A 24,317-nucleotide genomic window follows, 5' to 3' on the forward strand; every position below is an offset into this window, starting at 1 on the left:
ACTTCGGACTTCGGCAGCGCCGGGCTACCGCCATTCGCCCCGCAAGCCGGCGACAACCTCCTGCAGGCGCTCGGGAGTTGCCGCTTCGGGGGCAACCGCCGCACCGACGACCAGCGCGATCTTCGAGAACAGGCCACGGCGCAGTGGCTTGCTCATCGCCGGTCCGTCCTTGCGGCTGAAGAAGCTGCCCCACAGACCCTGCAGCGCCATCGGAATGACCGGCACCGGCGTGCGTCCGACGATGCGCTGCACGCCTGGGCGGAATGGATAGAGCTCGCCACTATCGGTGATCCGGCCTTCCGGGAAAATGGCCACCAGTTCGCCCGCCGCAAGGGCTCTCGCCACCTCTTCGAAAGCCGCTTCCATCATCGCTGCGTCGTCCCTGGCCGGGGCAATCGGAATGGCGGACATGTGGCGAAAAACGAAATTGATGATCGGTGTGCGGTAAATGCGGTAATCCATGACGAAACGGATCGGCCGCCGGCTCGCGGCCGCGATGACGATCGGGTCCACGAAGCTGACGTGATTGCATACCAGCACGGCAGCGCCCTCCTCCGGGATGTTCTCCAGCCCATGCTGCCGCAGGCGGTACACCGAGTGCACCAGCAGCCAGGCAATGAAGCGCAGCATGAACTCGGGCACCAGGCTGTAGATGTAGACCGCCACCACCGCATTGCACAGCGCGGCAACGCCGAACAGTGCGGGAATCGAAAGCCCATCGCCGAGCAGGCCGGCGGCGGCCAGCGCGCCACAGACCATGAACAGCGCGTTCAGGATGTTGTTCGCGGCAATGATCCGCGCGCGCTGTGCAGGCGCACTGCGCAACTGGATCAGGGCATACAAGGGGACGATGAAGAACCCTCCGAACAGGCCGAGGGCAAACAGGTCGAAGAGCACCCGCCAGATATGGTGCAGGGCGAGCAGGCTGGCGAGCGGCAGCGGCGTCACGACCGGCAGCGGTGTCGGTGAAGCGAAAGCCAGGTCGATGCCGAAGAGCGTCAGACCAATCGAACCAAAAGGCACCAGACCGATTTCGACGTGCCCGGCCGACAAACGCTCGCAGAGCAGCGAACCGAAGCCGATGCCGATCGTGAATACCGCCAGCAACAAGGTCACCGAGGTCTCGTTGCCACCGAGCACGTTCTTTGCATAGGGCGGAAACTGCGCCAGAAACAGTGCGCCGTACAGCCAGAACCAGGAAATCCCGAGAATCGACAGAAAGACCGTCCGGTTCTGGCGTGCAAAGCCAATGTTGCGCCAGGTCTCGGAGAACGGATTGAGGCTGACCACCAACTCCGGGACGGGTGCCGGTGCTGCCGGGATGCCGCGGCTGCACAGGTACCCCAGTACCGCAAGCACCATTCCGGCGATGGCCACCCAGCCCGGATGCCCAGCTGTACCGGCGAGCAGGCCACCGGCCAGCGTGCCGATCAGGATGGCGACGAAAGTGCCGGCCTCGACCAGCGCGTTGCCGCCGACGAGTTCGTCTTCGCGCAGATGCTGCGGCAGGATCGCATATTTGACCGGCCCGAACAGTGTGGAATGCAGGCCAAGCAGGAACAATGCACTCAACAGCACTGCCAGGTTGTGTGTCGAGAAGCCAAGCAGGGCGACGCCCATGATGACGATTTCGAGCAGCTTCACCAGCCGCGCCAGCTTTGCCTTGTCGTACTTGTCGGCGAGTTGCCCGGCGGTAGCCGAAAACAGGAAGAACGGCAGGATGAAGATGCCGGCAGCGAGATTGGTCAACACCTCCGGCGCCAGCGTCGTCCAGTTCACCGCCTGAAAGGTGAGCAACACGATCAGGGCATTCTTGAACAGATTGTCGTTGAATGCCCCGAGAAACTGCGTAGCGAAAAAAGGAGCAAAGCGGCGGGTGTTGAGCAGAGCAAACTGGGAACTCATGCATTCTTCCTGAAGTTGGTGAAGCGAATTCTAGCGTCAAAGCTTGCAGTGGGGGGTTTCCGCAAGCCCTGGGCAAGCGATCTCCCTGTTTCCTGATTTGCCTGTTCCTACAATTTCGTCGCAAGCATGACAATTCCAGCACCCAGATTATTCGCAAGCATATAATTTATATAGTATTTAAACCTGGCAAGGAATTTGCTTTTCATTTCCTGACTGCCATGCCCCACATATCCCCAACTTACATCCTCATCAACGACACGACCCTGCGCGACGGAGAGCAATCGGCGGGAGTCGCGTTCAGTCTCGACGAAAAGATCGATATCGCCTGTCGCCTCGACGCATTGGGAGTTCCCGAGTTGGAAATCGGGATCCCCGCGATGGGCGACGCCGAGCGCGCAAGCATCCGGGCAGTCGCTTCCCTGGGACTGAATGCAGGTCTGATGGTGTGGAGCCGGATGAATCGCAAGGACATCGTGCTGGCGGCAAATCTGGGTGCGGACCTGATCGATATTTCGGTGCCCGCGTCCGATCAACACCTGCATTCGAAACTGCAGCGCGATCGCAACTGGCTTCTCACCGAGATCGGCGAGCATGTACGGCTGGCGCGCGACCTTGGTTTCGGCGTCGGAGTCGGTGCCGAAGACGCCTCGCGCGGCGATCCGGATTTGCTGGCGGCAATTGCCGAAGCCGCGCAGACCGCTGGTGCTCGGCGCATTCGCTTTGCCGACACACTGGGCGTGCTGGATCCCTTTGCGACCTTCGAGCGAATCCGCCATCTGCGTTCGCTGTGCGATCTGGAAATCGAGATGCATGCCCACGACGATCTGGGAATGGCAACGGCGAACACTCTGGCGGCCGCCCGTGCCGGTGCGACCCACCTCAACACGACGGTCAACGGCCTCGGTGAACGTTCGGGCAATGCGCCACTCGAAGAAGTCGTGCTCGGGTTGCATTTATGCCACGGCGTCGAGACCGGTATCGATCTGGCGAAATTTCCCGACATTTCGCATCGCGTCGCTGTCGCTTCCGGGCGCCCCCTGTCCTGGCAGAAGAGTATCGTTGGCGAAGGAGCGTTCACCCATGAGGCAGGAATCCATGTCGATGGTCTACTCAAGGATCCGGCCAATTACCAGGGCTTCGATCCGGTACTGGTCGGGCGCCAACATCGAGTCGTTCTCGGCAAGCATTCCGGACCACGCGCAGTACAACGGATCATGGCGGGACTCGGCCATTACTTGTCGGAGATTGCGGCAGGCACCTTGCTGGAGCGCGTACGCTCTTTCATCGTCGAGAAAAAGCGCCTGCCTTCCGAGACCGACCTGTTGACGCTGCTGGAACGTATCGAAACTTTGGAAATCGAAGCGCGCGCTGCACGTGGCTTGCCCGATGTGCTGAGCACGGCGAGTTGCCAGGTCTGTTCCGCCACTGAGATGTGCTGCAGGGAACATGGCCATGGCCAATAGACTCGAGTTGCTGGAACTCGGCAACGACGCGCTGTATTTTGACGAGCCTTGCCCGCCCGCGGTGGCCGCGCAGATCGACTCGGCAGCGCGCCACTACGGCCAGCCGATTGCCGAGCAACGGCTGCTCTACGCCTATTTTCTGGCGCCGGAACAGCTCTCGGTGCTGGTCGCCATTTACCGCTATTACTTCTATCAGCATCGACTCGAAGATGCGCTGGTGATTGCCGAAAGGGCGCTGGAGGTCAGCGCACGGCGCCTGGATCTGGTGGGCAGTTGGCGCAGCCTGGGGCCGATCGCGCTGGGCCAGGCGGCGATGCGCTCGATGGGCATGCTGCGTTTTCATCTGCTCGCGCTCAAGGGCTCGGCAGTGATTCTGCTGCGCCTCGGGAGATTGAGCGAGGCACGTCTGCGGCTGGCAAAGATTGCGGAAGTCGATACGCGCGATGCCCTTGGCGTTGTGCCCCTACTGCGGCTGATCGATCGTCAGTGCCCGCCCATCCCGGAACCACTTCACTGAAACAGGAGAAGAGCATGGCTTGCGAAATCAACAGTTTCGAAGACGATCTCGCCGACCTCAACTCGGCGGAAGAATTTCTCGACTATTTCGGCATCGACTTCGACGTGCGCGTCGTCCAGGTCAATCGCCTGCACATCCTGCAACGCTTCCACGATTACCTGGCCAGGCAGGAAGCCGGCAAGACACCGGACTATAGCGCCTACCGCGGCTGGCTGGCACGCGCCTACACCGACTTCGTCGAATCCAGCGCGCAGGCCGAAAAAGTCTTTGCGGTATTCCAGAAGGCAGAAGGCTCGTCTTTCCTGCCCCTGTCCTCGCTGAGCGACTGAGATCGTGTTGCCGCGCTGGGATTACGGCGACGCGGTACGCCTGACGCGTAACGTGCGCAACGATGGCACTTTCCCCGGCATCCAGACCGGTGAACTGCTGGTACGACGCGGCCGCATCGGGCACGTGCGCGATGTCGGCACCTTTCTGCAGAATCAGATCATTTATTCCGTGCACTTTCTTGACGAGGGTCGTCTGGTCGGCTGTCGTGAGGAAGAGTTGATCGCGGCCGATGCACCCTGGATCGAAAGCCGCTTTGAGGTGCGCCAGAAGGTCCGTGCGACACGCTCGTTGGTGATTCGCGGCGAGATCCGGGTGGCGCTCGGCAGCCGTGGCGAGATCCTGAACCTCGAACGATCCGGAACGCACGGCGTCGTCTATCACGCGCATTTCGACTGCCTGCCGGGAACTCCCCTTCTGGTACCCGAGCAGGCGCTGGGTGAATGGGAGCGCGACGATGCATGAGCCAGGCGGAGTCTACCTGTCACTCAAGCTGGCCGAACAGTTGTTCGGCAAGTCGCTGGAGTCACTCGCACCCGATGAGCGGCAGCGAGTGCACAACGTGGCGGCCAGGCAGCAGCAAATCGAAACCCTGATTCTCGGGACACCACAAGCCGCGGCCGTGCTCCTGCCCGAGGCGTCGATCGACGCCAGCCTGGCGGAAATCCGCGGCCGCTACGGCGACGACGACGAATATCACGCCGACCTCGACCGTGTCGGGCTCGACGCCCTCTCGCTGCGGCGCGCCATCGCTCGCGACATGGTCGTCGAGGCGGTTCTCGAAACGGTCGCTGCGGGTTCCGTGGCAGTCAGCGATACCGACGCCGAGATCTTCTGGCACCAGCACAGGGATCGCTTCCGCCGTACCGAAACGCGCTTGCTGCGGCACCTTCTGGTGACCATCAACGAACGGCTGCCGGGCAACGAACTTCAGGCCGCTCGTGCAAGGATCGAGTCGATCCGCGCCCGCCTGCTCAAGGAACCGCAGCGTTTCGCTGAACAAGCGCTGAAACATTCGGAATGCCCGACGGCGATCAACGGCGGACTGCTCGGCAAGGTAGCGCGCGGCCAACTCTATCCGGAACTCGAAGCCGTCGCCTTTGCCCTCGGTGCTGCGACCTTGTCCGAGGTGGTCGAAAGCCAGCTGGGTTATCACCTGATCTACTGCGAAGCGATCCATCCCGAACGACGCCTGCGTTTCGCCGAAGCCCGCAATACCATCCGCGAATACCTTGAAGGACAACAGCGCAGCCTTTGCCAGAAGGCGTGGATCAGGAACTTGCGCCGTCAATCGCTCGTCGCCAAGCCCTCCTGAGGCCGAATCCCCCTACTCGTCGTCGTCGCTGGTGCTATCCCGACGCGGCACGGTTTGTGGATCGCAGGTGATGGGGCGGTAGATCTCGACCCGGTCGCCCGGCCTGAGCGCCATATCGGGCTTGACCAGGCGGCCGAAGACGCCCACTTTCTGCGTTTCCAGATCGATCGTCGGGAATGTCTGCAGGATGCCGGACTTGACAATCGCATCGCGCACGCTCGACCCCTCCGGGACTTCGATGGTGAGCCATAACTGCTGGCCCGCTTCCGAATAGGCAACTCCGATCTGCATGTTTCTTCTCCCGCTTATTTCCCTGGTTCAAGAGCCGCGCCACGGCGATCGCGTCCGTAGATGCGCGGCTTGATATAGCTGTCGATGACCGGAGTCAAGGAGTTCATCAGCAGTACGGCGAAGGCCACGCCCTCCGGGTAGCCTGCCCAGGTGCGGATGACGTAGGTCAGCACACCGCAGCCAGTGCCGAAGACGATCTGTCCGCGCGGCGTATTGGGCGAAGTCACATAGTCGGTGGCGATGAAGAAGGCGCCGAGCATCGCTCCACCGGACAGCAGATGCGTTCCGGCGTCCAGGTAGCGCGCCGGATCGACGGCGTGCAGGAGCGCCGCCGGAACGGCGATGCCCAGCAGCATCGCTACCGGGATATGCCAGGTGATGGTGCGCAGGCAGATCATCGCCACGCCGCCGGCAACGATCAGCCAGGAGGCCGTTTCGCCGAGGCTGCCCGGCCGGCTGCCGTACCAGGCCTGCAATGGCGCCTGCAGCAGGGAGTGGGCGAGGTCGACGCCGCGCGCCATCTCGGTCTTGGCAAAGCCGAGCAGCGAAGCGCTGGCGACCGCGTCGAAGGCGGGCTGCATGCCCTTGAGGGTGATCGCCAGCGCGGCAATGGGCCCCGGCGCAGCGGCATCGAAGATCGGCAGCGGCGCGACCCAGGCGGTCATCTGCACCGGGAAGGAAATCAGCAACGCCACCCGCCCGACCATCGCCGGGTTGAAGAGGTTCTGCCCGAGGCCACCGAAGACCTGCTTGCCGAGTACCGTGGCAAACAAGCCGCCGCAGACGCCAATCCACCATGGCGCCCAGGGGGGCAGCGACAGGGCGAGCAGCCAGCCGGTCAACCATGCCGATCCGTCACCGAGCACCGTCCTGGCGTCGCGCCCCATCAGGCGCAGACAGAAGGCTTCGCCGAGTGCCGCGGCAGCCACGCTGATCATCCAGAGATAGACGGCCGGCCAGCCGTAGAGCCAGAAGCCGAACAGGGTGGCCGGCACCAGGGCGGCCATGACGATGACCATGACCCGGCGCACGCTGTTCGACGTAGCCGCGTACGGTGCCGCAACCGGCTTCTCGATCGACCCCGAACTCATGTCGTTTCCTCTTCGGGTTTCACAGTGCCGGAGCGGGCCTTGGCGGCAGTGCGCTCGGCCTTGCGGCGCGCGGCCACCTCGGCCTTTTCCCTGGCATCGCGTTCGAGACGGGCGAGGCGAGCCTCGGCCAGACGTTTGCCTGCCTCGGTACGCAGGCGGGCGCGCTCGCGCGCTGACAGCTCGCCCCTGGCGTGGCTGAAGTACTGGACCAGGGGAATGTGCGACGGACACACATAGGCACAACAGCCGCAGGAAATGCAGTCGCTGAGCGAATATCCGACGGCGCCGTCGAGGTCGCCGGCGCGGATGTGCGCGGCCATTTCCAGTGGCAGCAGACCCATCGGGCAGGCACGTGTGCAGGAGCCGCAGCGGATGCAGGGACCGGCCTCGGGAACTGCCGCCTCGGCGGCGGTGAAGGCGAGGATTCCGCTGGCCCCCTTGACCAGAGGTACGCGACCATGCAGCAGGAGGGTACCCATCATCGGGCCACCGAGAATCAGCCGTGCCGGCACTTCCTTGAGGCCGCAGTACGCCAGAAGATCGTCGACCAGGCAGCCCAGCGGCGCAAAAATATTGCCCGGCTCAGCCACCGCAGCACCGTTGATGGTGACGATTCGCTCGACCAGCGGCTGCCCGAGACGAATGGCCTTGTACACGGCAGCGCAGGTGGAGACGTTGTGCACCAGTACCCCGACCTCTGCGGCACGGGCGTCCGCTGGCACTTCCTTGCCGGTCAGGGTCTCGATCAGTTGTTTGTCCGAACCCATCGGATAACGTGCTGGCACCGGCCGAATCTTCACTTCAGGGAAAGCTGCGGCAGCCACGGCCATCGCCGCCATGGCTTCCGGCTTGTTGTCCTCGATGCCGACCAGGGCATCGCGGGCGCCAATCGCGTGCATGATGATGCGCGCGCCTTCGACCACCTGTTCCGCAAAGTCACGCATGATGCGGTCGTCGCTGGACAGATAGGGTTCGCACTCGCCGCCATTGACGATCAGTGTGTGTACGGCCAGGCGCTTGCCGAGCGCAAACTTGACCGCCGCCGGGAAGGTGGCGCCGCCGAGGCCGACGACACCGGCTGCCGCGGTGCGTCGTGCGATTTCCTCGGGCGCCAGGGCAAAGGGATCGGCGACCGGGTCGGTCTCGATCCAGCGATCCGTATCGTCGGATTCGACGGTGATCGCGGCAAGACCCAGTCCCGAGGGATGCGGGGCAGTGACTTCACCGATGGCCGTCACGCGACCGGAAACCGGGGCATGAATCGGCGCCGAAATGTGGCCCTGTGACTGCGCAAGCAACTGCCCTTTCAGAACTTTCTGCCCGACCAGGACCACTGGCCGTGCAGCCCCCCCCACATGCTGCTGCAATGGCAGGTAGACACGCGCCGGTCTCGGCAGAACGCGCAGCGGGGCGTCCGCTGCCGGCCGCTTGTGGTCGTCGGGATGGACACCCCAGCGCGGTTCCTTGAAAAAGCGTTCGATCAGTCCCATGCGGGTTTCCTTCAGGTAATGGCGGGTTTTGGCCAGATCCAGTGCGGCACGGTGACGGGTACCGGCAGCAGCCCGATGGCCTCGGTCGGGCAGCGTTCTACGCAGGCGCCACAACCCGTGCAGGCTTCGCGAATGACGTTGTGAATCTGCTTGGCAGCACCGATGATCGCGTCGGTCGGGCAGACCTTGCTGCATCTGCAGCAACCGGTGCAGATCTCCTCGGCGACGAAGGCGAGCAATGGACCGTCATCCTGTACCGCCGAGAGGTCGATCTTGATCCCGAGTCTGGCGGCAATGGCTTCGGCGACGGCGCGTCCGCCCGGCGGGCAGAGCGTCGCCGCGGCTTCGCCGCGAGCCAGAGCGGCTGCCGCCTGCGCACAACCGACGAAGCCGCACTGGCCGCATTGCGAGCCCGGCAAGAGGGCCTGCAATTCGGCTTCGAGAGGGTTTTCCTCGACCGCCAGGTAGCGTGCGGCGACGCCGAGCAGCGTACCGAGGGCGAGCCCCAGAAAGGTCAGACTCAGGACGGCAATCCACATGACGATCTCCTTGTCAACCGGTGCTGATACCGGAAAAACCCATGAACGCCATCGCCAGCAGACTGGCGACGATGAAGCCGATCGGCGGCCCCGCGAACAGACGCGGTACCGGCGCCAGCGCCAGGCGCTCGCGCAACCCGGCAAAAATCACCATCACCAGGCTGTAGCCCAGAGAAGAGGCGAAGGCGAAGAGCGTGCTTGCCAGGAAATTCATGTGGCTTTCGACCAGCAACAGGGCAACGCCGAGCACGGCGCAGTTGGTGGTGATCAGCGGCAGGTAGATGCCGAGCATCTGGAATAGCGACGGCGAAACCTTGCGGACGGTCAGTTCGGTGAACTGGACGGCACTGGCGATCACTAGAATGAAGGTCACCGTCCGCAGAAATCCGAGGCCGTAAGGCGCCAGCAGATAAGTCTGAACCGCCCAGTCGGCCATCGACGACACGGTGATCACGAAGGTCGTTGCCAGCCCCATGCCGGCGGCGGTGTCGATGCGCGTGGTGACTCCCATGAACGAGCACAGGCCGAGGAAGCGGGCCAGGATCACGTTGTTGACCAGGGCTGCGCCGATCATCATCAAGGCATACTCTTTCATGATTCGCTCTTTCCGCCATCCGATTCACCCGGCTTCGCCCGGCGCAGAAAGCGTGGCGCCAGCTCGCCGCTTGCCGACAGACGCCGGGCACCGAGGCGCGCCATCCACAAGCCGCAGGCCAGACCGGTGGCGGCGGCAAGCAGGGTGGCGAGGTCGCCGCCGAACCAGGATTGTGCAATCCCGGCGGCGGCAAGCGCCGTCGTCAGCGGCAGACCATAGGCGATCAGCGCTGCCTTGACCAGAATCCGCGGCGCGATGCCGACGACGATGCGCTCACCGACCCCGAGCCCGAGCCCGTCCTGATGGGCAATCGAAAAGCGTCTGGCCTCGTTGCGTCTGGCCAGGCTGCCGATTCCCTTGCCGCATTGTCCGGCGGAGGCGCAGCTTCCGCAGGTCGACGTCTGCTCGGGTTGCAGCCAGAGCACGCCGTCCTGTACCTCGACGACGCGGACGATACCCTCGACGGTATTGCGGTCGGAAAGCCGGATCATGGTGATTTCCTTGTTCTGGTTCAGGCGACCGCGTGCGCGCCGCTCATCTGGATCTCCTTGCCGGCACGCAGATCCAGCAGGCGCTTGACGACGACCAGGAGACCGGTCACCAGAAAACCTCCGGGCGGCAGAATCATCATCAACACACCCATATCCGCAGGCAGCAGCCGCAACTCCATGAACTTGAAAAAAGGTCCAAAAAGTAGCGAGGCATCCGCAAACAGCGTACCGGAACCGGCAATCTCGCGAACTGCGCCGATCGCGGTGAGCGCGATGGTGAACCCCAGCCCCATGCACAGGCCGTCGAGAAACGCGGGGACGATCGGCGCCTTGGCGGCAAAGGCTTCCAGACGTGCGAGCGGCAGGCAATTGGAGACGATCAGCGGGATGAACAGGCCAAGCACCTTGTAGAGCTCGTGCATCCAGGCGTTCATCGCGAGATCGACCAGTGTCACCATCGTTGCGACGATGAGGATGAACACCGGAATGCGTACTTCCTGGGTAATCGCGTTGCGAAAAGCAGCGACCAGCAGACTCGATGCCGCCATCACTGCTGCGGTCGCCAGGCCCATTCCGAAGCCATTGGTGGCGCTGGTGGTCATCGCCATCGTCGGGCACATCCCCAGCAGCATGCTGAAGACGCCGTTGTTGTCCCAGAGTCCATCCCGGACGATGTTGGTATAGGCATTCGCCATTTCAGTTCGTCTCCAGCAAGCTCGCCTTGTGGGCGGCAAAGAATTCGAGGCCACCGCGGACAGCGGCGACGACGCCGCGCGGGGTGATCGTGGCGCCGGCAAACTGATCGAACTGGCCGCCGTCCTTTTTTACCTTCCAGCGCCCGGGCAGAGGATTTTGCAGCGACAGACCGGTGAAGCGGAGAATCCAGTCGCCCTTCTTCTCCTCGATCTTGTCGCCAAGACCGGGGGTTTCATGGTGTGCCAGAGCACGCACGCCGAGCACCTGGCCATCGGCATCGACGCCCATCATCAACTTCATTTCGCCAGCGTAGCCACTGCCGTAGATCTCGTAGGCAACGCCGGTCACCCTGCCTTTCAGGCGGGCGCGATAGGCCTTGATCTCCCGCTCTTCGGCATTCTTCACGAGCACCGTGTCGATCGCCGGGTTGTTGTCGTGGCTGGCACCAGCAAGCACCTGACTCAGGGAATTCTGGCGATCCTCGAGGGCGCGCGCGGCGATGTCGTCGGTCGTGATCCTGTCGGTCACCGCCAGGACGATGCCGAAGCCCAGGCAGAAAGCGCCGAGGATGGCACCGTGAACCAGGGTTCGCGGTTTCATCGAGGACTCCTCTGGGGTGCAACGGGCGTCATTGCGGCCATGCCGGGAAGTAAGGTGTCGGGAGGGTTCATGATCATCTGGTCCATGCGTTGCCTGATGCCCCGCATATTCCGTGCCATGCTTGCTGCAAGTGCACACCAAAGCTGTGCAAGTGATCGTAAGCCCGCACCAGGATGGAAGTTTTTCTGCTGACAGCGGGCTGCGCGAGGCAGCCGAAGCCGACCCAAGCGATGTCGCAAATCCTACAAAACACGACAAGACGAGGTGAAAACCATTGCCGAATCAAGGTCGGCACGGAATCTGCTTTGTTCCGGGAGAACAGTTGATCCCGGGGATGACGCGAGATGGCGAATGAACAACTCAAGACAGCGGCCGCAAGCGCGCCGTGGATGGCGGACGCGCTCGCTCCGGGCCTCCCGCCGCAGGTGTTCCAGCACACCGTCAGCCAGGCCGACATGGCGATCTCGATCACCGACGTGCACGGCAACATTCTCTACGTGAATCCCGCGTTTACCCGCGTCACCGGTTACACAACCGACGAGGCGATCGGCAAGAACCAGTCGATCCTTTCCAACAAGACCATGCCGCCCGCACTGTACCAGTCACTGTGGCAGAAGATCTCGCAGGGCGAGGTGTGGACCGGCCGCCTGATCAATCGGCACAAGGATGGCAGCCAATATCTCGCCGAGTTGAGCATCTCCCCCATCGTCGATGCGCATGGGAAGGTTCTCAATTACCTCGGAATGCATCGCGACATCACCGAAGTCCATCGCCTGGAATACCAGGTCAGAAACCAGAAAGCCCTGATCGAGTCGGTGGTCGACGCAGCGCCGGTGGTCATCGCTCTGCTCGACGTCGATGACCGCGTCGTGCTCGACAACCACGAATACAAGAAGCTGCAGGCCGATCTGGGAATGGCGGAGCCGGCGCCGATGCTGATGTCGGCGATCCGTGCGAGTCTCGAACTCGAATCAGGAAAGGGGCGGCGCACCTCGGGCTACCTCTTTCTCGATCGCGAAGTGCGCATCGATCGTCCCGGCGGCAACACGCCGCGCTGGTTTTCGTGTTCCGGCAGTCGCGTGCGTGAGGACGACAGCACCGCCGATGCCTTCCTTGCCGGACGCCGTCGCGATTACCTGCTGCTGGTTGCGAAGGAGATTACCAGCCTGCGCGCGCAGCAGGAAAAAGTCCGTGTTGCCGCGCTGCAGGCAGTGATGGCCGATGAGGATCGCGTCCTGGCCTTGCGCGAGAGTCTCGCCGCGGCCACCTTCCGGATCGAGGGACCACTCAACATGATGGCCTCGGTGGTCGCCATGCTGGCGCGACGCAAAGGGGAAACCGACCCCATGTCGGTGGCCCTCGTGGAGGCCATCGCGGCCGGGCAGCAGGCTCTCGAAGAGCTCCGTTCGATGATTCCCGGCGAGACGCGCGAAGCGATCGGCCCGGTCAACCTCAACGAACTGCTGCGTGACGTCCTCGATCTCTCGACCAGCCACCTGCTCGCGGCCGGCATCACGGTGAGCTGGAAACCGCAGGCCATGCTGCCGGCGTTGCAGGGAGCACCGAACAAACTGCGCTCGCTGTTCAAGGCGCTGATCGACAATGCCATCGAGGCGATGAACGTGCGCGGCTGCCGCGAGCGCGAACTGACGCTGGCGAGCAAGGAGCGGCGGGGGGAAATCGAGGTGCTCATCGAAGACTCCGGGCCCGGCATCGACAACTCCCAACATCTCAAGGTCTTCGAGCCATTCCACACCACCAAGCGTGGCGGCGGACACCTGGGAACCGGTCTATCGTCGGCGCAGCAGGTGGCGGCTGACCACGGCGGCTACATCGAAATCGGACCCGCAGCAGTGCGCGGCTGCCGCGTTCGCGTTCTCCTTCCACTCCACCCGCGACCATGAGCGATACGCCTTCGTCGTTGTTGCTGCGCTCCCACTTCGAGACCCTGACGCGCGTCTCGCAGGTACTTTCCCGCTCGCTCGACTTTCATCACAGCCTGCGCGAAGTTCTGCGCACGCTGGAGATCACGGGTCACCTGAGCCGGGGAATGATCAGCGTCGTCGATCCGGGCGTCGGGGATCTTTTCGTGCACGCCGTGCATGGACTGGATTACGATGAATTCCGGTCGGTTCGCTACCAACCGGGCGAAGGTCTGGTCGGCACGATCCTCGAAGAACGCCAGACCCTGGCGCTGCCGCGCCTGGGCGACGCACCACGTTTCCTCGACCGGCTGGGTCTCTACGACCGGGAATTGCCCTTCATCGCCGTCCCGATCAGTGTCGGCGGAACGTTGCAGGGGGTGCTTGCCGTTCAGCCCGACGACCCGGATGATGGCCTGCTGCAGGAACGCGTACACTTCGTCGAAATCCTGGCCAACCTGATCGGCCAAAGTGTCCGCCTTTCGCTGGACACCGGCCACAAACCGCCCATCGAGGCACGCGACCCGTTACGCCGCAGTGCGCGCCAGCGTCCCGGTCTTGCCAACCTGGTCGGACAATCGGTGGCCATGTTGCGAATCTTCGAGCAGATCCGGATGGTCGCGAAATGGCCGACGACGGTCCTGATTCGCGGCGAGACCGGCACCGGCAAAGAGCTGGTCGCCAATGCCATTCATGACCACTCGCCGCGCGCACGCGGGCCCTACGTGCGTCTCAACTGCGCGTCGCTGCCGGAGAATCTGCTCGAATCGGAACTCTTCGGGCACGAGAAAGGCGCTTTCACCGGCGCGGTGAACTCGCGCAAGGGCCGCTTTGAAATCGCCGATGGCGGTACGCTGTTTCTCGACGAAATCGGCGAAATCTCGTCGGCCTTTCAGGCCAAGCTGCTGCGTGTACTGCAGGAAGGCGAACTGGAGCGTGTCGGTGGCGACCGGACGCTGAAGCTGGACGTGCGCCTGATCGCTGCGACGCATCGCGACCTGGAAAGCGCTGTCGATACCGGCGACTTCCGCGAGGACCTGTACTACCGCCTCAACGTCATGCCCATTTTCATTCCCCCCCTGCGCGAGCGACTCGAAGACCTGCCGAAGATCGCGAAACACCTGCTCGATCGTCTCGGCGGCATACAGCGCCGCCCGCTGCGCCTCACCGCAGGAGCACAGCGGCGACTCACGCAGCACCACTGGCCGGGCAACGTGCGTGAACTGGAAAACTGCCTGGAGCGCGCTGCCGTGATGTCGGACAGCGGCGAGATCGATGCCGACCTGATTCGTATCGACCAGTCACGCGAGCGAAGCAGTCGGCGTTCGCCGACTTCGCCAACGCCGGCCGTCCCGGCAGTTCCGAGGGCCGGCGTGCGCGAAGCCGGCGATGGCATCGAGCCGGGTGGCGAGCAAAGCGAACGCGAACGCGTGATCGCCGCGCTCGAGCAGGCCGGCTGGGTGCAGGCCCGCGCCGCCCGCCTGCTCGGCATGACGCCGCGGCAGATCGCTTACCGCGTACAGATCCTGAACATCGAAGTGAAGCAGATCTGAAGCGCAAGGCACTTCGAGAATGGATGGACGCATGCCCTTGGTGTTCGCTGCGGTCGATGCGGCTTGCGGCGCTCTTCCTCAGCGCCCCGTCATTCTCTCCAGCCGTTCGGGGTAGCGGGCGCCTTGCACCGTGATCCTGGAGGCGGCACCATCGATCTCACGCAGATCGTCGGCCGCAAGTTCGATGGCAACCGCTCCGATATTCTCGTGCAGGCGATGCAGTTTCGTCGTGCCGGGGATCGGAACAATCCACGGCTTCTGGGCCAGCAGCCAGGCAAGCGCAATCTGAGCGGGTGTCGCCTGATGCCGTTCTGCGATCCTGCCGAGCAGAGCAACCAAGGTCTGATTCGCCTTGAGAGCCTCCGGCGTGAAGCGCGGGAGGGTGCTGCGGAAATCGGAACGGTCGAAGGTCGTATTTTCGTCCATCTTGCCTGTGAGAAAGCCTCTGCCCAGCGGGCTGTACGGCACGAAGCCGATTCCGAGTTCCTCGAGGCTTGGGATCACTTCCTTCTCCGGAGCTCTCGTCCACAGCGAGTATTCGCTTTGGAGGGCGGTCACCGGCTGGACCGCGTGGGCGCGACGGATCGTTTGCACGCCTGCCTCAGAGAGGCCGAAGTACTTGACCTTTCCTTCCCGGATCAGATCCTTGACTGCACCCGCCACGTCCTCGATCGGCACGTTTGGGTCAACACGGTGCTGATAGAGCAGGTCGATGGTCTCGATCTTGAGCCGCTTGAGCGAGTTCTCGGCGGCCTGCTTGATGTGCTCCGGCCGGCTGTTCAGGCCCGGCGGACCCTTCATCCCGCGGGGGTCGAGCTCTGGACTGAGGTCGAACCCGAACTTGGTGGCGATCACCACCTGCTTGCGGAAGGGAGCGAGGGCTTCGCCAACGAGTTCTTCGTTCAAGAACGGGCCGTAAACCTCGGCGGTGTCGAAGAACGTGATGCCACGTTCGACGGCGGCCCGGAGAAGAGTGCTCATCTCCTGTTTGTCCTTGGGCGGCCCGTAGGAAAAGCTCATCCCCATGCAACCGAGGCCGAGGGCCGAAACCTCCAGATTGCTCTTTCCAAGTTTACGCTGTTGCATGCTTCCTCCTGTGAGTGTGACGCGCGTCCAGCAGATCGCGGCAAGCGGCATCGTCGGGGACCTACTTCTGCCGCTTCATCATCTCCTGAACCTTCGGATCCTTCATCATCTCGTTGATGTTCACCCCGCCGACGTTCGGCATGATCACCTCGCCAGGTTTCTGACCGGGCTTGCAGGGGCCGATCCAGCGCGCGTCGAACGACATTTTCGTTTCGCTCGTACCGTGCATCGGCGGGCTGAAGCGGGTATGCATGTCGCCTTTGTAGGAGGAGTCAAACGAGCCGATGAACACGGCATCGGTCGTTGCCGTGCTGCTCTGCACCTTGCACACGGAATGGACGGTCACCTTGTTGCCGAGCGGTGTGATGTCGATGACGCTGCAGTTCTGCTTTTCCTTCCTGGCTTGCTGTTGCATCAGGTCGTCGGTGTTCTGGTCGATGCATTGCTGAATCGCGCCCATGGCCGGCATGCCGTCCATGCGCGTGTTGATCTCCCACAGACCAGCTTTACGTTTGGGCATTTCGGCGGCCTGCACGCTGCCCACGAGGCTGGCAGCGAGCAGTGCAAACAGCAGCAGTGGGCGGGGGCGGCGATTCGTGTCCGGGCATTTCATGATCGTACCAAACCTGTCCTGATGCCTTCGATCAGACTGGTCAAAGCCCCCTTTACCGGATCGGACTCGTCACCCGCCGGCAGCATGTCGATCAGGAACTGCAGCTGATCGACCACCGCATCCTGCTCGCGGTCGCTGCCCTGACGCTTGAGCACATCGCGGTAAGCGGTGACCAGCGCGCCGAGTACTGCAGGTTGGACGATGGCTGCCTGGGTGCGCCCGTCGTAGCAGGCCCAGAGTGCGTCTATCCTGTCCGCCTCGACTTTGGCCAGTGCAGGGAAGAAATCCCGATTCTTCGCAAAGCGGCGCCGGGCGTTTTCGGTGCCGGCTTGCAGCAGTCCGGCAAGCTGGCCCACACGCGCGTCGAAGTCATCGCGCCTACCCCTGGCAGCGAGCAGAACATTGCCGTCCAGAGCCTTGAACAGCGGGTCGTAATCCCATTCGCCGGTGCGTTGATGCGCGTGTTCCGAAGCGCGCCAGTAAGCGTCTCGCATCTCGACCAAGGACTGCTCGATCTTTGTACGCTTCCCGCCCAGCAAAATGGTCTGGGCGCGGCGTTTGCAGAGCGAAGCGAGCAGCGACAGACGCTCGGCGGTCACTCCGATGTCGATCAACAGCTTCAGGCGCGTCAAGGCTCGATCCATGAAGTCGGCACCCGCAGGGTGCTTTTCCTCCTCCCTGGCCGCGAGCAAGCTGGCGCCGTGGCGCGCTTCCAGGCTGGCGAGTTGCTCCAGCGCTTGCAGGCTGACCTGCGCGTCTTCCATGACCAGTGCGGCGCGGTAGTGGCCGATCGCGCGTTCGATGTCGCCGAGTTCAGCCCAGGCGCTGGCGAGTTTTTCCCTGACGCTGGCGCACTGGAAGTCAGGGCTGCGCGCAGCGTTTTCGATTGCCTCGATCTGCTTGCGATAGTAGCCCTGCTGTTCGCTGGTCGTCGCCTGGCGCAGACGGGAACCGAGCATGTCGAGGTCGGCAACGAGATGGCTGGGGTGGACGTAGTCAGCAGTCACATCGTCGGCGCTCGCACCGGGGAACTGGTAGCGCTCGTCGCCGTAGGCCTGGTAGGCGCCCCAGGTATTGCTGTGTGGATATCGCCGGTAGGTCTCGTTACGCGCCAGTAACAGCGCGTGGCCAAAGCGTTTTCCATCCAGCATGGCGGTGTAGAACGCCTGCGCAAAGGTTTCGGCGGCATGGTCGTCGACCGCCCAACCGGCGGCGATGACGGCCTTGCAGCCCATCTCGATGAACTGTGTGGCGAGGTTGGCAGCCAGTTCGCCCCAGCGCGGCTGCGCATCGGCCTGCATGTCGCCGAGATGGCAGCAGTTGATGAAGACAAATTCCGGCACGTGCCTGAGCTTGCCCACCTGCGCCGCGGTGAGACAGGTCTTCGGCCCGAGGACCATGCCGGTCAGGCCGCTGTCCTTGTCCCGGACGACCCCATGTCCGGCCAGGTGCATGAAGCGGTAACGATCGAAGAACAGGGCTTCGAAGACCTGCTGGGCAGTGGCGCGATAGAGATCCTTGAGCACGTACTGGTTGCCGGCGAAGGCCTTGGCAACCGTCCGCGCTTCGGCCTGGGCCCCAGGCAGTTCCATCAACCCGGACTGGGTGTCTCCGACGATGAAGACGCGGTCGCCGGTCACCGTCGGCACCTTTCCCCGACCATAGGCCGACGCAAGCTGGCGCACCAATTCGATGCGCGTCGCCAGCGGGTCGTTCTGATCCTCGTCGCGCATCAGTTCCCAGGGATAGGTGGCGGCGGCCGCATCGACCGACATCATCAGGGTGCGCACTTCGGCGACGGCTTCCTTCATTCCGTTTGGAACCATGAGTTCAAACAGGGCACGCGACAGGCCGGGCTGATCCTGGGTGGCGCTGGTAATTGAAGCGATCAGGCCGTCTACTGCCTGACGCTGGTTTGGTTCGGCAGCCACTTCGTTGCGTGCCCGGTCGGTGATGATGGTGAAGCGCAAACCGCGCCTGTCTTCGCTGATCGTTACCCGATAGGTGCCCGCTTGCCCGCCGCTGGCGACGCTGCGCGCACAATAACCGCCGGCACCACTGCGCAAGCGCCCGTCAAAGTGGATCGAGTCGGCGAACGGCGCATCGGCGGCCATCTCGCGCAGCGCTTGCACCGCGGCGATGGCGCGATCCTGCACCTCTTCGTACACGATCAGGCGGCCAATGCGAAACGGGGTGCCGGTGCTGTTCAGCGCTTCGTTGCTGCGCGTCACGGCGGACAACAGGCAACGCACGCCCACCTCGACCGTGAGGCCGGTGAAACCAGTGCCGACCAGCAGGGCGCAGACCGACAGTCGCGGCGCAGCGCTGTTGTCCACTCCCTGGCGCTGCTCCTCGCTACGCACGTACTCGAGCAGGCCGTTGCTCAGTGCCTGCGTGAGTTGCCCGGGCCGGATCTCGCCGACTGGCCCCAGACCGACGACGATGGCACCGGCCGGCCTGGCATCCGGGGTCGGATTGAGGAAGACCATGGCGTCGTCAGTATGGGCAGGATAGCGGCCGAGCTTCAAGGTGCGAGACATCGAGCCAGCGAGATGGCCGTCAAGGAAGCTGGCGCTGCCGCGCAGGCCGTCGTTGGCGTAGGCGCCGATGAGGATCGGCGATTCGGCGCTGGCCAGGCTGCCATGCACGACTTCGATGCTGGCGGGTGCCTCCGTCTTCGCCGTGGGGCGCCGCCCGCGGCGGGCGCCGCCGGTGGCCGCGGCGATGACTTCGTCGACGCTCGGATACAGGGAATTGCCTTCCAGGCTGCGCGGCTGGAACACCAGTGCGCTTTCGCCACGGGCGCCTGGGGGAACGCGCGACAGTGCGCTGTGGCGGGTATCGCCGGTCTCGATCAACTCCCGGTAAGCCTCGAATGCCTTCTCATGGTTGGCCAGGTCGCCATGCACGGCGTCGGTGTACCATACTGGCACGCCCGGCGGGATGCCCGTTTTCCAGGGCACGCGGCCATCGCCCTCAGCGATGCTGCCGATCTCGACCTGGCCGTCGACGATGCGCACGGCAATCGGCGTGGACGCGTGGCCGGCAACGTAGAGAGTGCATGCCGGGTCGAGCTCGGCGGCGCGCAGTGCGGCGATGGCCTGGCGCGCATTGTCGAGAGGCTCCTTTTGCGGTGGCAACCAGGACTTGCTCTTCTTCGAATCCTGGTCCTGCCCGTACCAGGTCTGCCAGACCGCGGCATCGAAGTAATCAACCCCATCGACCGCCCGGCCGTTATCGCCCGGCCACGGCAGGAGTTCCAGCACGCCCGGGAAATCACGGACGATCTCCAGGAACTCGCGCATATCGTGTTTCCAGTCGAACCAGCGCTCGATGATCTGGATGAAGTCGTCGCGCGCCATCAGCACGGCGGCGATCGAATGTGAGCCGGCGTTGGGCGTACCGAGCTGCAGCAGGCGGCTGCCGGGAATCGTCTTGAACCTGTCCCAGCGTCCCTGCAGCGCCAGGCGGGCCACCAGGCCGCCCATCGAATGGGCGACGATGCGCAGCGGCTGGCGACGCTTCTCGGCGTCGAGCATGGCCTGGTCGAGTTCCACACCGAAGCGCCTGGCCGCGTCGGTGATCGACAGGCGCCAGTCATAGGCGAAGGGCCGCACTTCATGCCGGTCGGCCAGGTAGCGCGCCAGTGTCTCGTAGTTGCGATCCATCCAGCCGTCCGGCGTCACCCCTGGCGCATTCACCTTCAGTTTGGCCATGTCGCCCGCCCACATGCTGAACGGATCGAACCAGATGCGGTTCGTACCGATCTGGATGTGACTGCCCATGATGCCGGGCAACAGGAAGACGATGGGCGCGTCCTTCTTGCGCTTGGGCGCTATGCCACCGCGGCCGATCTCGGCCGTGGACGGGCCTGGCAGCAGTTCGAACTGGCGATCGTCGCCCTTGAGCGCAGCCAGCAGCGCCAGCGCGCTCTCGTCGCGCTCGAAGTAGCTGAAGTGGGTGACCTGCGGCCCGCGCACGGGCTTCTGGCGAATGCCCTGCACGCGGATTGCACCGCCGCTCATCGACGGCGTATTGACCACCAGGTCGGTTTCGCCGCCATAGAACACCTCCGACAGGCAGTCGCCCAGCCAGGGCAGCAGACCGTCGCCCTGGTAGTCGCCGGCCAGCACATGCAGCGGGTGTTCGATCTGCACATCCGGTGCGTTGAGCAGGCTCACCAGTGGCGAGTCGGGCATCATCGCCTCGATGCCAGGGAGGATGCGCGCATCACTGCGTGCCTTGACCACCGCCAGCAGGAACTGTTTGAGCAGACCGTAGCTTCTGGCTAGCGGCAGCATGCCGGGAATGACCAGGCCTGCTGCATCGAAGCCCTTGCCGAGCAGATTGAGCATGACGCTGGCCCAGCGATCGAGTCGGCCAGAAGCGAGCGTCGTGCCGCGCGCCGGGCAGGCGACGCGCACGAAGCGCTCGACGCGGATGCGACGCTTGCGCAGTTCCCGGTTGAGTTCGCCCAGGTGCTTGGCCTCGGCGTCGAAACCCGCACGGCCCAGGCGTGCAGCATGCGCCTGGAAGCGATCGATCTCTTCGTCGGTGAACGGCTCCAGGTCGATCCGGTTGGCGCGCGCCAGCAACTCACCGATCATGCCGCCGCGCGAATGGCTCAGCAGGTGCAGGCACGCGCCCGTCGGCAGGGTCTTGACCAGGTCCAGAGCATTGGCGATCGGGCTCTCGGTCAGGCTGCGGTGCTCGAAGGCATAGAGGCGCGCGCCATAGGTGGCAAGCAGTTGCTCGCGGTACTTGTCACTGGCCCAGAGGCTCTTGAAGCTGCCCTCCGTAGACGAGGCCGTGCCGTGCAGGAAGATCAGCGTCGGCTCGGCAGATTCGGGCAGCGCGTCGACCTTGGCGAGCGCGAAGGCGTCGGTGGCGCAGCGGTAGAGTCCGTTGCGGTCGTCGAGTTGCGCATCCTGAAAAGTGCCGGCAGCGATCAGCGCAGTGACGCCGGCGGGGCCGCTCCGGTAGATGCGCAAGCCCTTGAGCACCCAGGCACCCAGACCGTCGCGCGCAGTACCCGCGGGCAGGCGCGGCCCCGAGAGGCGCAGCAGCTGCCCGACCTCGAGCGGCCCCGCCATGCCGTCGCCGCGCCCCACTGCCGCGCCCAGGTAGCGCTCGGCGTCCGCGGCGGCGACCAGAATGCAAGTGCCGTTGGCGAGTTCGAGTTCCAGTACGGCGTCGAGCGGGAGCGCCGCCGGCACGACACGCTGCGACTCGCCACGCGACATGCCATCGAGTTCGTAGACCTCGGCAGGCCATCCGGCCAGCGGGCAGTCGTCCTTCTTGAGCGTACCGTCGACACACAGCGTGATCGGGTTCTGGTCGTTGCTCATCTCCGTCTCCTTTGCTATCGCTTCCTCTCTGGATCACCTCTGTTGCAGATCTTCGCTACGGTTGAGGCTCCATCAGTGAGTCCTGCAAGACGTTCCGTTCACGCGGTGAACCATGCTGCAACCGCCGCTGGATTGGCGGAAATCATGTCGGATAGATACCATGTTGCTGGATCCCTGCCTGCATCGCCAGCAGCTTTGCGGTCAGGGGATTCTGCCCGGTGGTGTCGGTCGCTCCCCACTGCTCGTAATGGATGAGGTCGGCGATTGGCAGGCGCGGCAACCAGCCGGCCTTCTCGAGTTCAGGTTTGTCCTGGAAATGGGAAACATAGCCGATGCACAGGTAGGCCACCGGAACGATGTGGGCGGGGATGCCGAGCACTTCCTGCAGGGCGCGTTCGTGAAAGATGCTGACCCAGCCGACGCCGACGCCTTCGGCGCGGGCGGCCAGCCATAGATTCTGCACGGCACAGACGCTGCTGAACAAATCCATGCTCGGCATGTGCGTCCGGCCGAGGACGACTGGTCCACTGCGTGTGCGGTCACAGGTCACGCAGAGATTGATCGGCGCATCGACGATGCCCTGCAGCTTCAGACGACTGTAGATATCCCGCCTGCCATCGGGGAACATCTGCGCGGCTTCGGCGTTGGCTTGCTCGAAGAGGTCATGGACCCGCTGTTTGAGCGCATCGGAACGTACGAGCTGGAAGCTCCAGGGTTGCATGAAGCCGACCGAGGGGGCGTGGTGCGCAGCCATCAGGATGCGGCCCAGCACATCGTCCGGAACCGGTTCGGGCAGAAATTGCCCACGCACATCACGCCGGCTGAAAATCGCCTGGTACACCGCCGCCCGTTCGGCGTCGGCAAAAGCATGCGCCAGTGGCGCCTTCAAATTTTCCATGGTTTTACTTGCAGAGGCCTGAAAACCGGTCCTGCGGACTGCAGTCGCTCGGGCCGGGTTTGGGAACGGAGCCGGACTGGCAGTTGGCCAGGCGCTCCTTGACTTTGTCGGAGTACTGCCAGCCTGCGGCCAGAGGCGGCAGTGCGGAGCCGGGTTGCCAGGTCAGTGACCGCCATTTGGCGTGCCCGCGGTCCCGCAACACGGCGAATTTCTCGCAGAACTGGCCAGCGAAATCCTTGATGAACTGATTCCTCTGGGGATCTGCAAAATTGGCCGTGATCAGGTAGGAATCGACGGCCAGCGAGGGAGAACCATTCTCGGCAATGTTCAGCAGCGGGTAGCTGGATTTCCTGATTTCAGCTTTCCGGTATTCCTGCAGAATTTTGTCCGAATTGGCCTGTGTCGGGTCGAATTTCAGCAGCTTGAGGTTGGCCGGGACATTTTTCTCCAGCAGGCTGAGCGGCTGTCCTCCCACCAGCACCAGCACGTCGATCTTCGGATAGGCCTGGTAATAAGCCGGATCGCTCAAGGCCATCAAGGCCGAGCGGCGTCGTTTGGTGCCTTCGTCCTCGCCCGTGGCCGTGGTGTTGATGAAGGGCTGCACGACGTTGGGACGCTCCTGGAAAAGTTTGCTGTACACATTCAGGGCGGTGAGGTAGGTGCCACTTTTCTCCATGTCCATCCAGATGGGTTTTCCCCGGATCTGATGGATGAATTCGATGGGCTCGTCCTTGCGAACCAGGAAATGGATTTCTTCCTGGTACAAGGGCATGAACACCCGCAAGTTGGCCAGCAGTTGTGCGTATTCACGGCGTGTGGCCTGCGGGACATCGCTGGCGTCACGCATCCGCACGAAGGCGGAATATACGTCCGACTGGACAATCGCCAGCGTGACGCCCCGGGTCTGGCTCATGTCTTCCACATTGGCCCAGGAACCTTTGGAGTCCTTCACTTCCAGGCTTGGATTGACGAAATCCCGCAAATTGCTGCCGATGGCGTAATAGGTACCCGTCTTGCCACCGGTGACGATGCTTTCGGCAGCGGCAGCCATCGACAACAAGGCCGCCGAAATTCCGACGAGCAGGGTTTTGATGCCAGCAGGCCGTGCGGCATGTGAATTATTCATGTCGAATACCGGGAAAGGAAAAACAGGGTCATGGCGCGGAGCGGCACAGCCCGGCACGCTCGTCGGCGGGAGAGCAATGGCCACTGACCGGGCGGGCCGGGGTTTCGGTCTGGGGTGCCGGCGGCGGTGCTGGCGCGATCACTGCTGGCGTGGCCGGTGCCTGCATCGCTGGCGGAGGCATGGGCTCGGCGCTCTTCTCGCCGGCCAGAAAGAACCATGCGGCACCCCCGCCGAGCAGCAGCATGGCCAGCAACAGCCCGGCCACGAGCAAGGTCTTCGAGCCACCGCTCTGGGGACCGGTGTCGCTGAGCAGCAGGGGTTTGCCGCATTCATTGCAGACGAAATCCAGACCGCCCGGAACTTCGACCGTGGCGCGGGCGTCGGCCGTGGCGCAGTTGCCAAAGTTCGAGCATTTGCCGGATTTGGATTTCATGCTGGCCATCGGGGAGTT

Annotated in this window: 22 protein-coding genes; 7 read left to right on the forward strand and 15 right to left on the reverse strand. The window is 63.6% G+C overall.

Annotated elements, in window-relative coordinates:
- Window positions 1-24 precede the first annotated feature (24 nt).
- Window positions 25-1,905 (reverse strand): MFS transporter, encoded by a 1,881-nt coding sequence (locus V5B59_RS03085; protein ID WP_332351571.1) that lies wholly within the window; start codon window positions 1,903-1,905, stop codon window positions 25-27.
- A 218-nt stretch (window positions 1,906-2,123) separates the two neighbouring features.
- On the opposite strand from V5B59_RS03085, the gene nifV reads away from it, so the two are divergent.
- Genes nifV through nifM form a run of 5 tightly spaced genes read left to right on the forward strand, consistent with a single transcriptional unit; the run spans window position 2,124 to window position 5,527 of the window.
- Complete coding sequence (gene nifV / locus V5B59_RS03090; RefSeq protein ID WP_169070241.1) at window positions 2,124-3,368, forward strand: homocitrate synthase; 1,245 nt, start codon at window positions 2,124-2,126, stop codon at window positions 3,366-3,368.
- Entirely contained in the window at window positions 3,358-3,885 is a 528-nt protein-coding gene (locus tag V5B59_RS03095) for a hypothetical protein (RefSeq protein ID WP_169070240.1), read from the forward strand. The genes nifV and V5B59_RS03095 overlap by 11 nt, the downstream gene beginning before the upstream one ends.
- A 14-nt stretch (window positions 3,886-3,899) precedes the next feature.
- Entirely contained in the window at window positions 3,900-4,214 is a 315-nt protein-coding gene (nifW, locus tag V5B59_RS03100; protein WP_169070239.1) for a nitrogenase-stabilizing/protective protein NifW, read from the forward strand.
- Window positions 4,215-4,218: 4 nt separating this feature from the next.
- Window positions 4,219-4,677, forward strand: a complete 459-nt coding sequence (locus V5B59_RS03105) for a nitrogen fixation protein NifZ (RefSeq protein WP_169070238.1) — start codon at window positions 4,219-4,221, stop codon at window positions 4,675-4,677.
- Complete coding sequence (nifM, locus tag V5B59_RS03110) at window positions 4,670-5,527, forward strand: nitrogen fixation protein NifM (protein WP_169070237.1); 858 nt, start codon at window positions 4,670-4,672, stop codon at window positions 5,525-5,527. The genes V5B59_RS03105 and nifM overlap by 8 nt, the downstream gene beginning before the upstream one ends.
- Window positions 5,528-5,539: 12 nt before the next feature.
- Here nifM and V5B59_RS03115 read toward each other — a convergent pair whose 3' ends face one another.
- From V5B59_RS03115 to rsxG, 8 genes are read right to left on the reverse strand one after another with little or no spacing between them, the layout of a single operon-like run.
- Window positions 5,540-5,818: an RnfH family protein gene (locus V5B59_RS03115; protein WP_169070236.1), complete on the reverse strand. Its 279-nt coding sequence runs from the start codon at window positions 5,816-5,818 to the stop codon at window positions 5,540-5,542.
- Window positions 5,819-5,832: 14 nt separating this feature from the next.
- On the reverse strand, window positions 5,833-6,909 hold the full coding sequence (locus tag V5B59_RS03120; protein WP_034918623.1) for an RnfABCDGE type electron transport complex subunit D: 1,077 nt from the start codon (window positions 6,907-6,909) through the stop codon (window positions 5,833-5,835).
- Window positions 6,906-8,399 (reverse strand): electron transport complex subunit RsxC, encoded by a 1,494-nt coding sequence (rsxC, locus tag V5B59_RS03125; RefSeq protein WP_332351572.1) that lies wholly within the window; start codon window positions 8,397-8,399, stop codon window positions 6,906-6,908. Before rsxC ends, V5B59_RS03120 begins: the two co-directional genes overlap by 4 nt.
- Window positions 8,400-8,410: 11 nt before the next feature.
- Window positions 8,411-8,938, reverse strand: coding sequence for an RnfABCDGE type electron transport complex subunit B (locus tag V5B59_RS03130; protein WP_211203374.1), 528 nt, complete (start codon window positions 8,936-8,938; stop codon window positions 8,411-8,413).
- 13 nt (window positions 8,939-8,951) lie between these two features.
- A complete protein-coding gene (gene rsxA, locus V5B59_RS03135; protein ID WP_169070235.1) occupies window positions 8,952-9,533 on the reverse strand; it encodes an electron transport complex subunit RsxA in 582 nt (193 codons plus the stop codon).
- Window positions 9,530-10,024 carry a SoxR reducing system RseC family protein gene (locus tag V5B59_RS03140; protein ID WP_169070234.1) on the reverse strand — a complete coding sequence of 165 codons (495 nt, stop codon included), beginning with the start codon at window positions 10,022-10,024 and terminating at the stop codon, window positions 9,530-9,532. The genes rsxA and V5B59_RS03140 overlap by 4 nt, the downstream gene beginning before the upstream one ends.
- Window positions 10,025-10,044: 20 nt before the next feature.
- The gene (locus V5B59_RS03145) at window positions 10,045-10,719 is read right to left on the reverse strand and encodes an electron transport complex subunit E (RefSeq protein WP_169070233.1); all 675 of its coding nucleotides are present in this window, start codon (window positions 10,717-10,719) and stop codon (window positions 10,045-10,047) included.
- A 1-nt stretch (window position 10,720) separates the two neighbouring features.
- On the reverse strand, window positions 10,721-11,320 hold the full coding sequence (gene rsxG / locus V5B59_RS03150) for an electron transport complex subunit RsxG (protein ID WP_332351573.1): 600 nt from the start codon (window positions 11,318-11,320) through the stop codon (window positions 10,721-10,723).
- 344 nt (window positions 11,321-11,664) lie between these two features.
- On the opposite strand from rsxG, the gene nifL reads away from it, so the two are divergent.
- Entirely contained in the window at window positions 11,665-13,224 is a 1,560-nt protein-coding gene (nifL, locus tag V5B59_RS03155; RefSeq protein ID WP_169070232.1) for a nitrogen fixation negative regulator NifL, read from the forward strand.
- A complete protein-coding gene (nifA, locus tag V5B59_RS03160) occupies window positions 13,221-14,795 on the forward strand; it encodes a nif-specific transcriptional activator NifA (RefSeq protein ID WP_169070231.1) in 1,575 nt (524 codons plus the stop codon). The genes nifL and nifA overlap by 4 nt, the downstream gene beginning before the upstream one ends.
- A 78-nt stretch (window positions 14,796-14,873) precedes the next feature.
- On the opposite strand, the gene V5B59_RS03165 is transcribed toward nifA, so the two are convergent.
- The 6 genes from V5B59_RS03165 to V5B59_RS03190 all read right to left on the reverse strand — a co-directional run bounded on the left by V5B59_RS03165 (window position 14,874) and on the right by V5B59_RS03190 (window position 24,308).
- Entirely contained in the window at window positions 14,874-15,881 is a 1,008-nt protein-coding gene (locus V5B59_RS03165; protein WP_332352165.1) for an aldo/keto reductase, read from the reverse strand.
- A 61-nt stretch (window positions 15,882-15,942) separates the two neighbouring features.
- Window positions 15,943-16,494, reverse strand: coding sequence for a DUF3617 domain-containing protein (locus tag V5B59_RS03170; RefSeq protein WP_034910580.1), 552 nt, complete (start codon window positions 16,492-16,494; stop codon window positions 15,943-15,945).
- Window positions 16,491-21,842, reverse strand: coding sequence for a CHAT domain-containing protein (locus V5B59_RS03175; protein ID WP_169070230.1), 5,352 nt, complete (start codon window positions 21,840-21,842; stop codon window positions 16,491-16,493). Before V5B59_RS03175 ends, V5B59_RS03170 begins: the two co-directional genes overlap by 4 nt.
- Before the next feature lie 142 nt (window positions 21,843-21,984).
- On the reverse strand, window positions 21,985-22,740 hold the full coding sequence (bluB, locus tag V5B59_RS03180) for a 5,6-dimethylbenzimidazole synthase (protein WP_169070229.1): 756 nt from the start codon (window positions 22,738-22,740) through the stop codon (window positions 21,985-21,987).
- Window positions 22,741-22,744: 4 nt separating this feature from the next.
- Window positions 22,745-23,866, reverse strand: a complete 1,122-nt coding sequence (locus V5B59_RS03185; protein ID WP_169070228.1) for a TAXI family TRAP transporter solute-binding subunit — start codon at window positions 23,864-23,866, stop codon at window positions 22,745-22,747.
- 28 nt (window positions 23,867-23,894) lie between these two features.
- A complete protein-coding gene (locus V5B59_RS03190; RefSeq protein WP_169070227.1) occupies window positions 23,895-24,308 on the reverse strand; it encodes a hypothetical protein in 414 nt (137 codons plus the stop codon).
- Window positions 24,309-24,317: the final 9 nt, after the last annotated feature.

Origin of the sequence: Candidatus Accumulibacter contiguus (genome assembly GCF_036625285.1) — a bacterium.
GTDB classification, from domain to species: domain Bacteria; phylum Pseudomonadota; class Gammaproteobacteria; order Burkholderiales; family Rhodocyclaceae; genus Accumulibacter; species Accumulibacter contiguus.

Bases quoted from the DNA above. Each gene is read 5' to 3' on its own strand.
- nifV (WP_169070241.1), top strand. From the start codon at position 2,124: ATGCCCCACATATCCCCAACTTACATCCTCATCAACGACACGACCCTG.
- V5B59_RS03170 (WP_034910580.1), bottom strand. From the start codon at position 16,494: ATGAAATGCCCGGACACGAATCGCCGCCCCCGCCCACTGCTGCTGTTT.
- V5B59_RS03185 (WP_169070228.1), bottom strand. From the start codon at position 23,866: ATGAATAATTCACATGCCGCACGGCCTGCTGGCATCAAAACCCTGCTC.
- V5B59_RS03095 (WP_169070240.1), top strand. From the start codon at position 3,358: ATGGCCAATAGACTCGAGTTGCTGGAACTCGGCAACGACGCGCTGTAT.
- V5B59_RS03120 (WP_034918623.1), bottom strand. From the start codon at position 6,909: ATGAGTTCGGGGTCGATCGAGAAGCCGGTTGCGGCACCGTACGCGGCT.
- V5B59_RS03140 (WP_169070234.1), bottom strand. From the start codon at position 10,024: ATGATCCGGCTTTCCGACCGCAATACCGTCGAGGGTATCGTCCGCGTC.
- V5B59_RS03175 (WP_169070230.1), bottom strand. From the start codon at position 21,842: ATGAGCAACGACCAGAACCCGATCACGCTGTGTGTCGACGGTACGCTC.
- nifW (WP_169070239.1), top strand. From the start codon at position 3,900: ATGGCTTGCGAAATCAACAGTTTCGAAGACGATCTCGCCGACCTCAAC.
- V5B59_RS03165 (WP_332352165.1), bottom strand. From the start codon at position 15,881: ATGCAACAGCGTAAACTTGGAAAGAGCAATCTGGAGGTTTCGGCCCTC.
- V5B59_RS03085 (WP_332351571.1), bottom strand. From the start codon at position 1,905: ATGAGTTCCCAGTTTGCTCTGCTCAACACCCGCCGCTTTGCTCCTTTT.
- nifL (WP_169070232.1), top strand. From the start codon at position 11,665: ATGGCGAATGAACAACTCAAGACAGCGGCCGCAAGCGCGCCGTGGATG.
- nifM (WP_169070237.1), top strand. From the start codon at position 4,670: ATGCATGAGCCAGGCGGAGTCTACCTGTCACTCAAGCTGGCCGAACAG.
- V5B59_RS03190 (WP_169070227.1), bottom strand. From the start codon at position 24,308: ATGGCCAGCATGAAATCCAAATCCGGCAAATGCTCGAACTTTGGCAAC.
- V5B59_RS03145 (WP_169070233.1), bottom strand. From the start codon at position 10,719: ATGGCGAATGCCTATACCAACATCGTCCGGGATGGACTCTGGGACAAC.
- nifA (WP_169070231.1), top strand. From the start codon at position 13,221: ATGAGCGATACGCCTTCGTCGTTGTTGCTGCGCTCCCACTTCGAGACC.
- rsxA (WP_169070235.1), bottom strand. From the start codon at position 9,533: ATGAAAGAGTATGCCTTGATGATGATCGGCGCAGCCCTGGTCAACAAC.
- V5B59_RS03130 (WP_211203374.1), bottom strand. From the start codon at position 8,938: ATGTGGATTGCCGTCCTGAGTCTGACCTTTCTGGGGCTCGCCCTCGGT.
- rsxG (WP_332351573.1), bottom strand. From the start codon at position 11,320: ATGAAACCGCGAACCCTGGTTCACGGTGCCATCCTCGGCGCTTTCTGC.
- V5B59_RS03115 (WP_169070236.1), bottom strand. From the start codon at position 5,818: ATGCAGATCGGAGTTGCCTATTCGGAAGCGGGCCAGCAGTTATGGCTC.
- rsxC (WP_332351572.1), bottom strand. From the start codon at position 8,399: ATGGGACTGATCGAACGCTTTTTCAAGGAACCGCGCTGGGGTGTCCAT.
- bluB (WP_169070229.1), bottom strand. From the start codon at position 22,740: ATGGAAAATTTGAAGGCGCCACTGGCGCATGCTTTTGCCGACGCCGAA.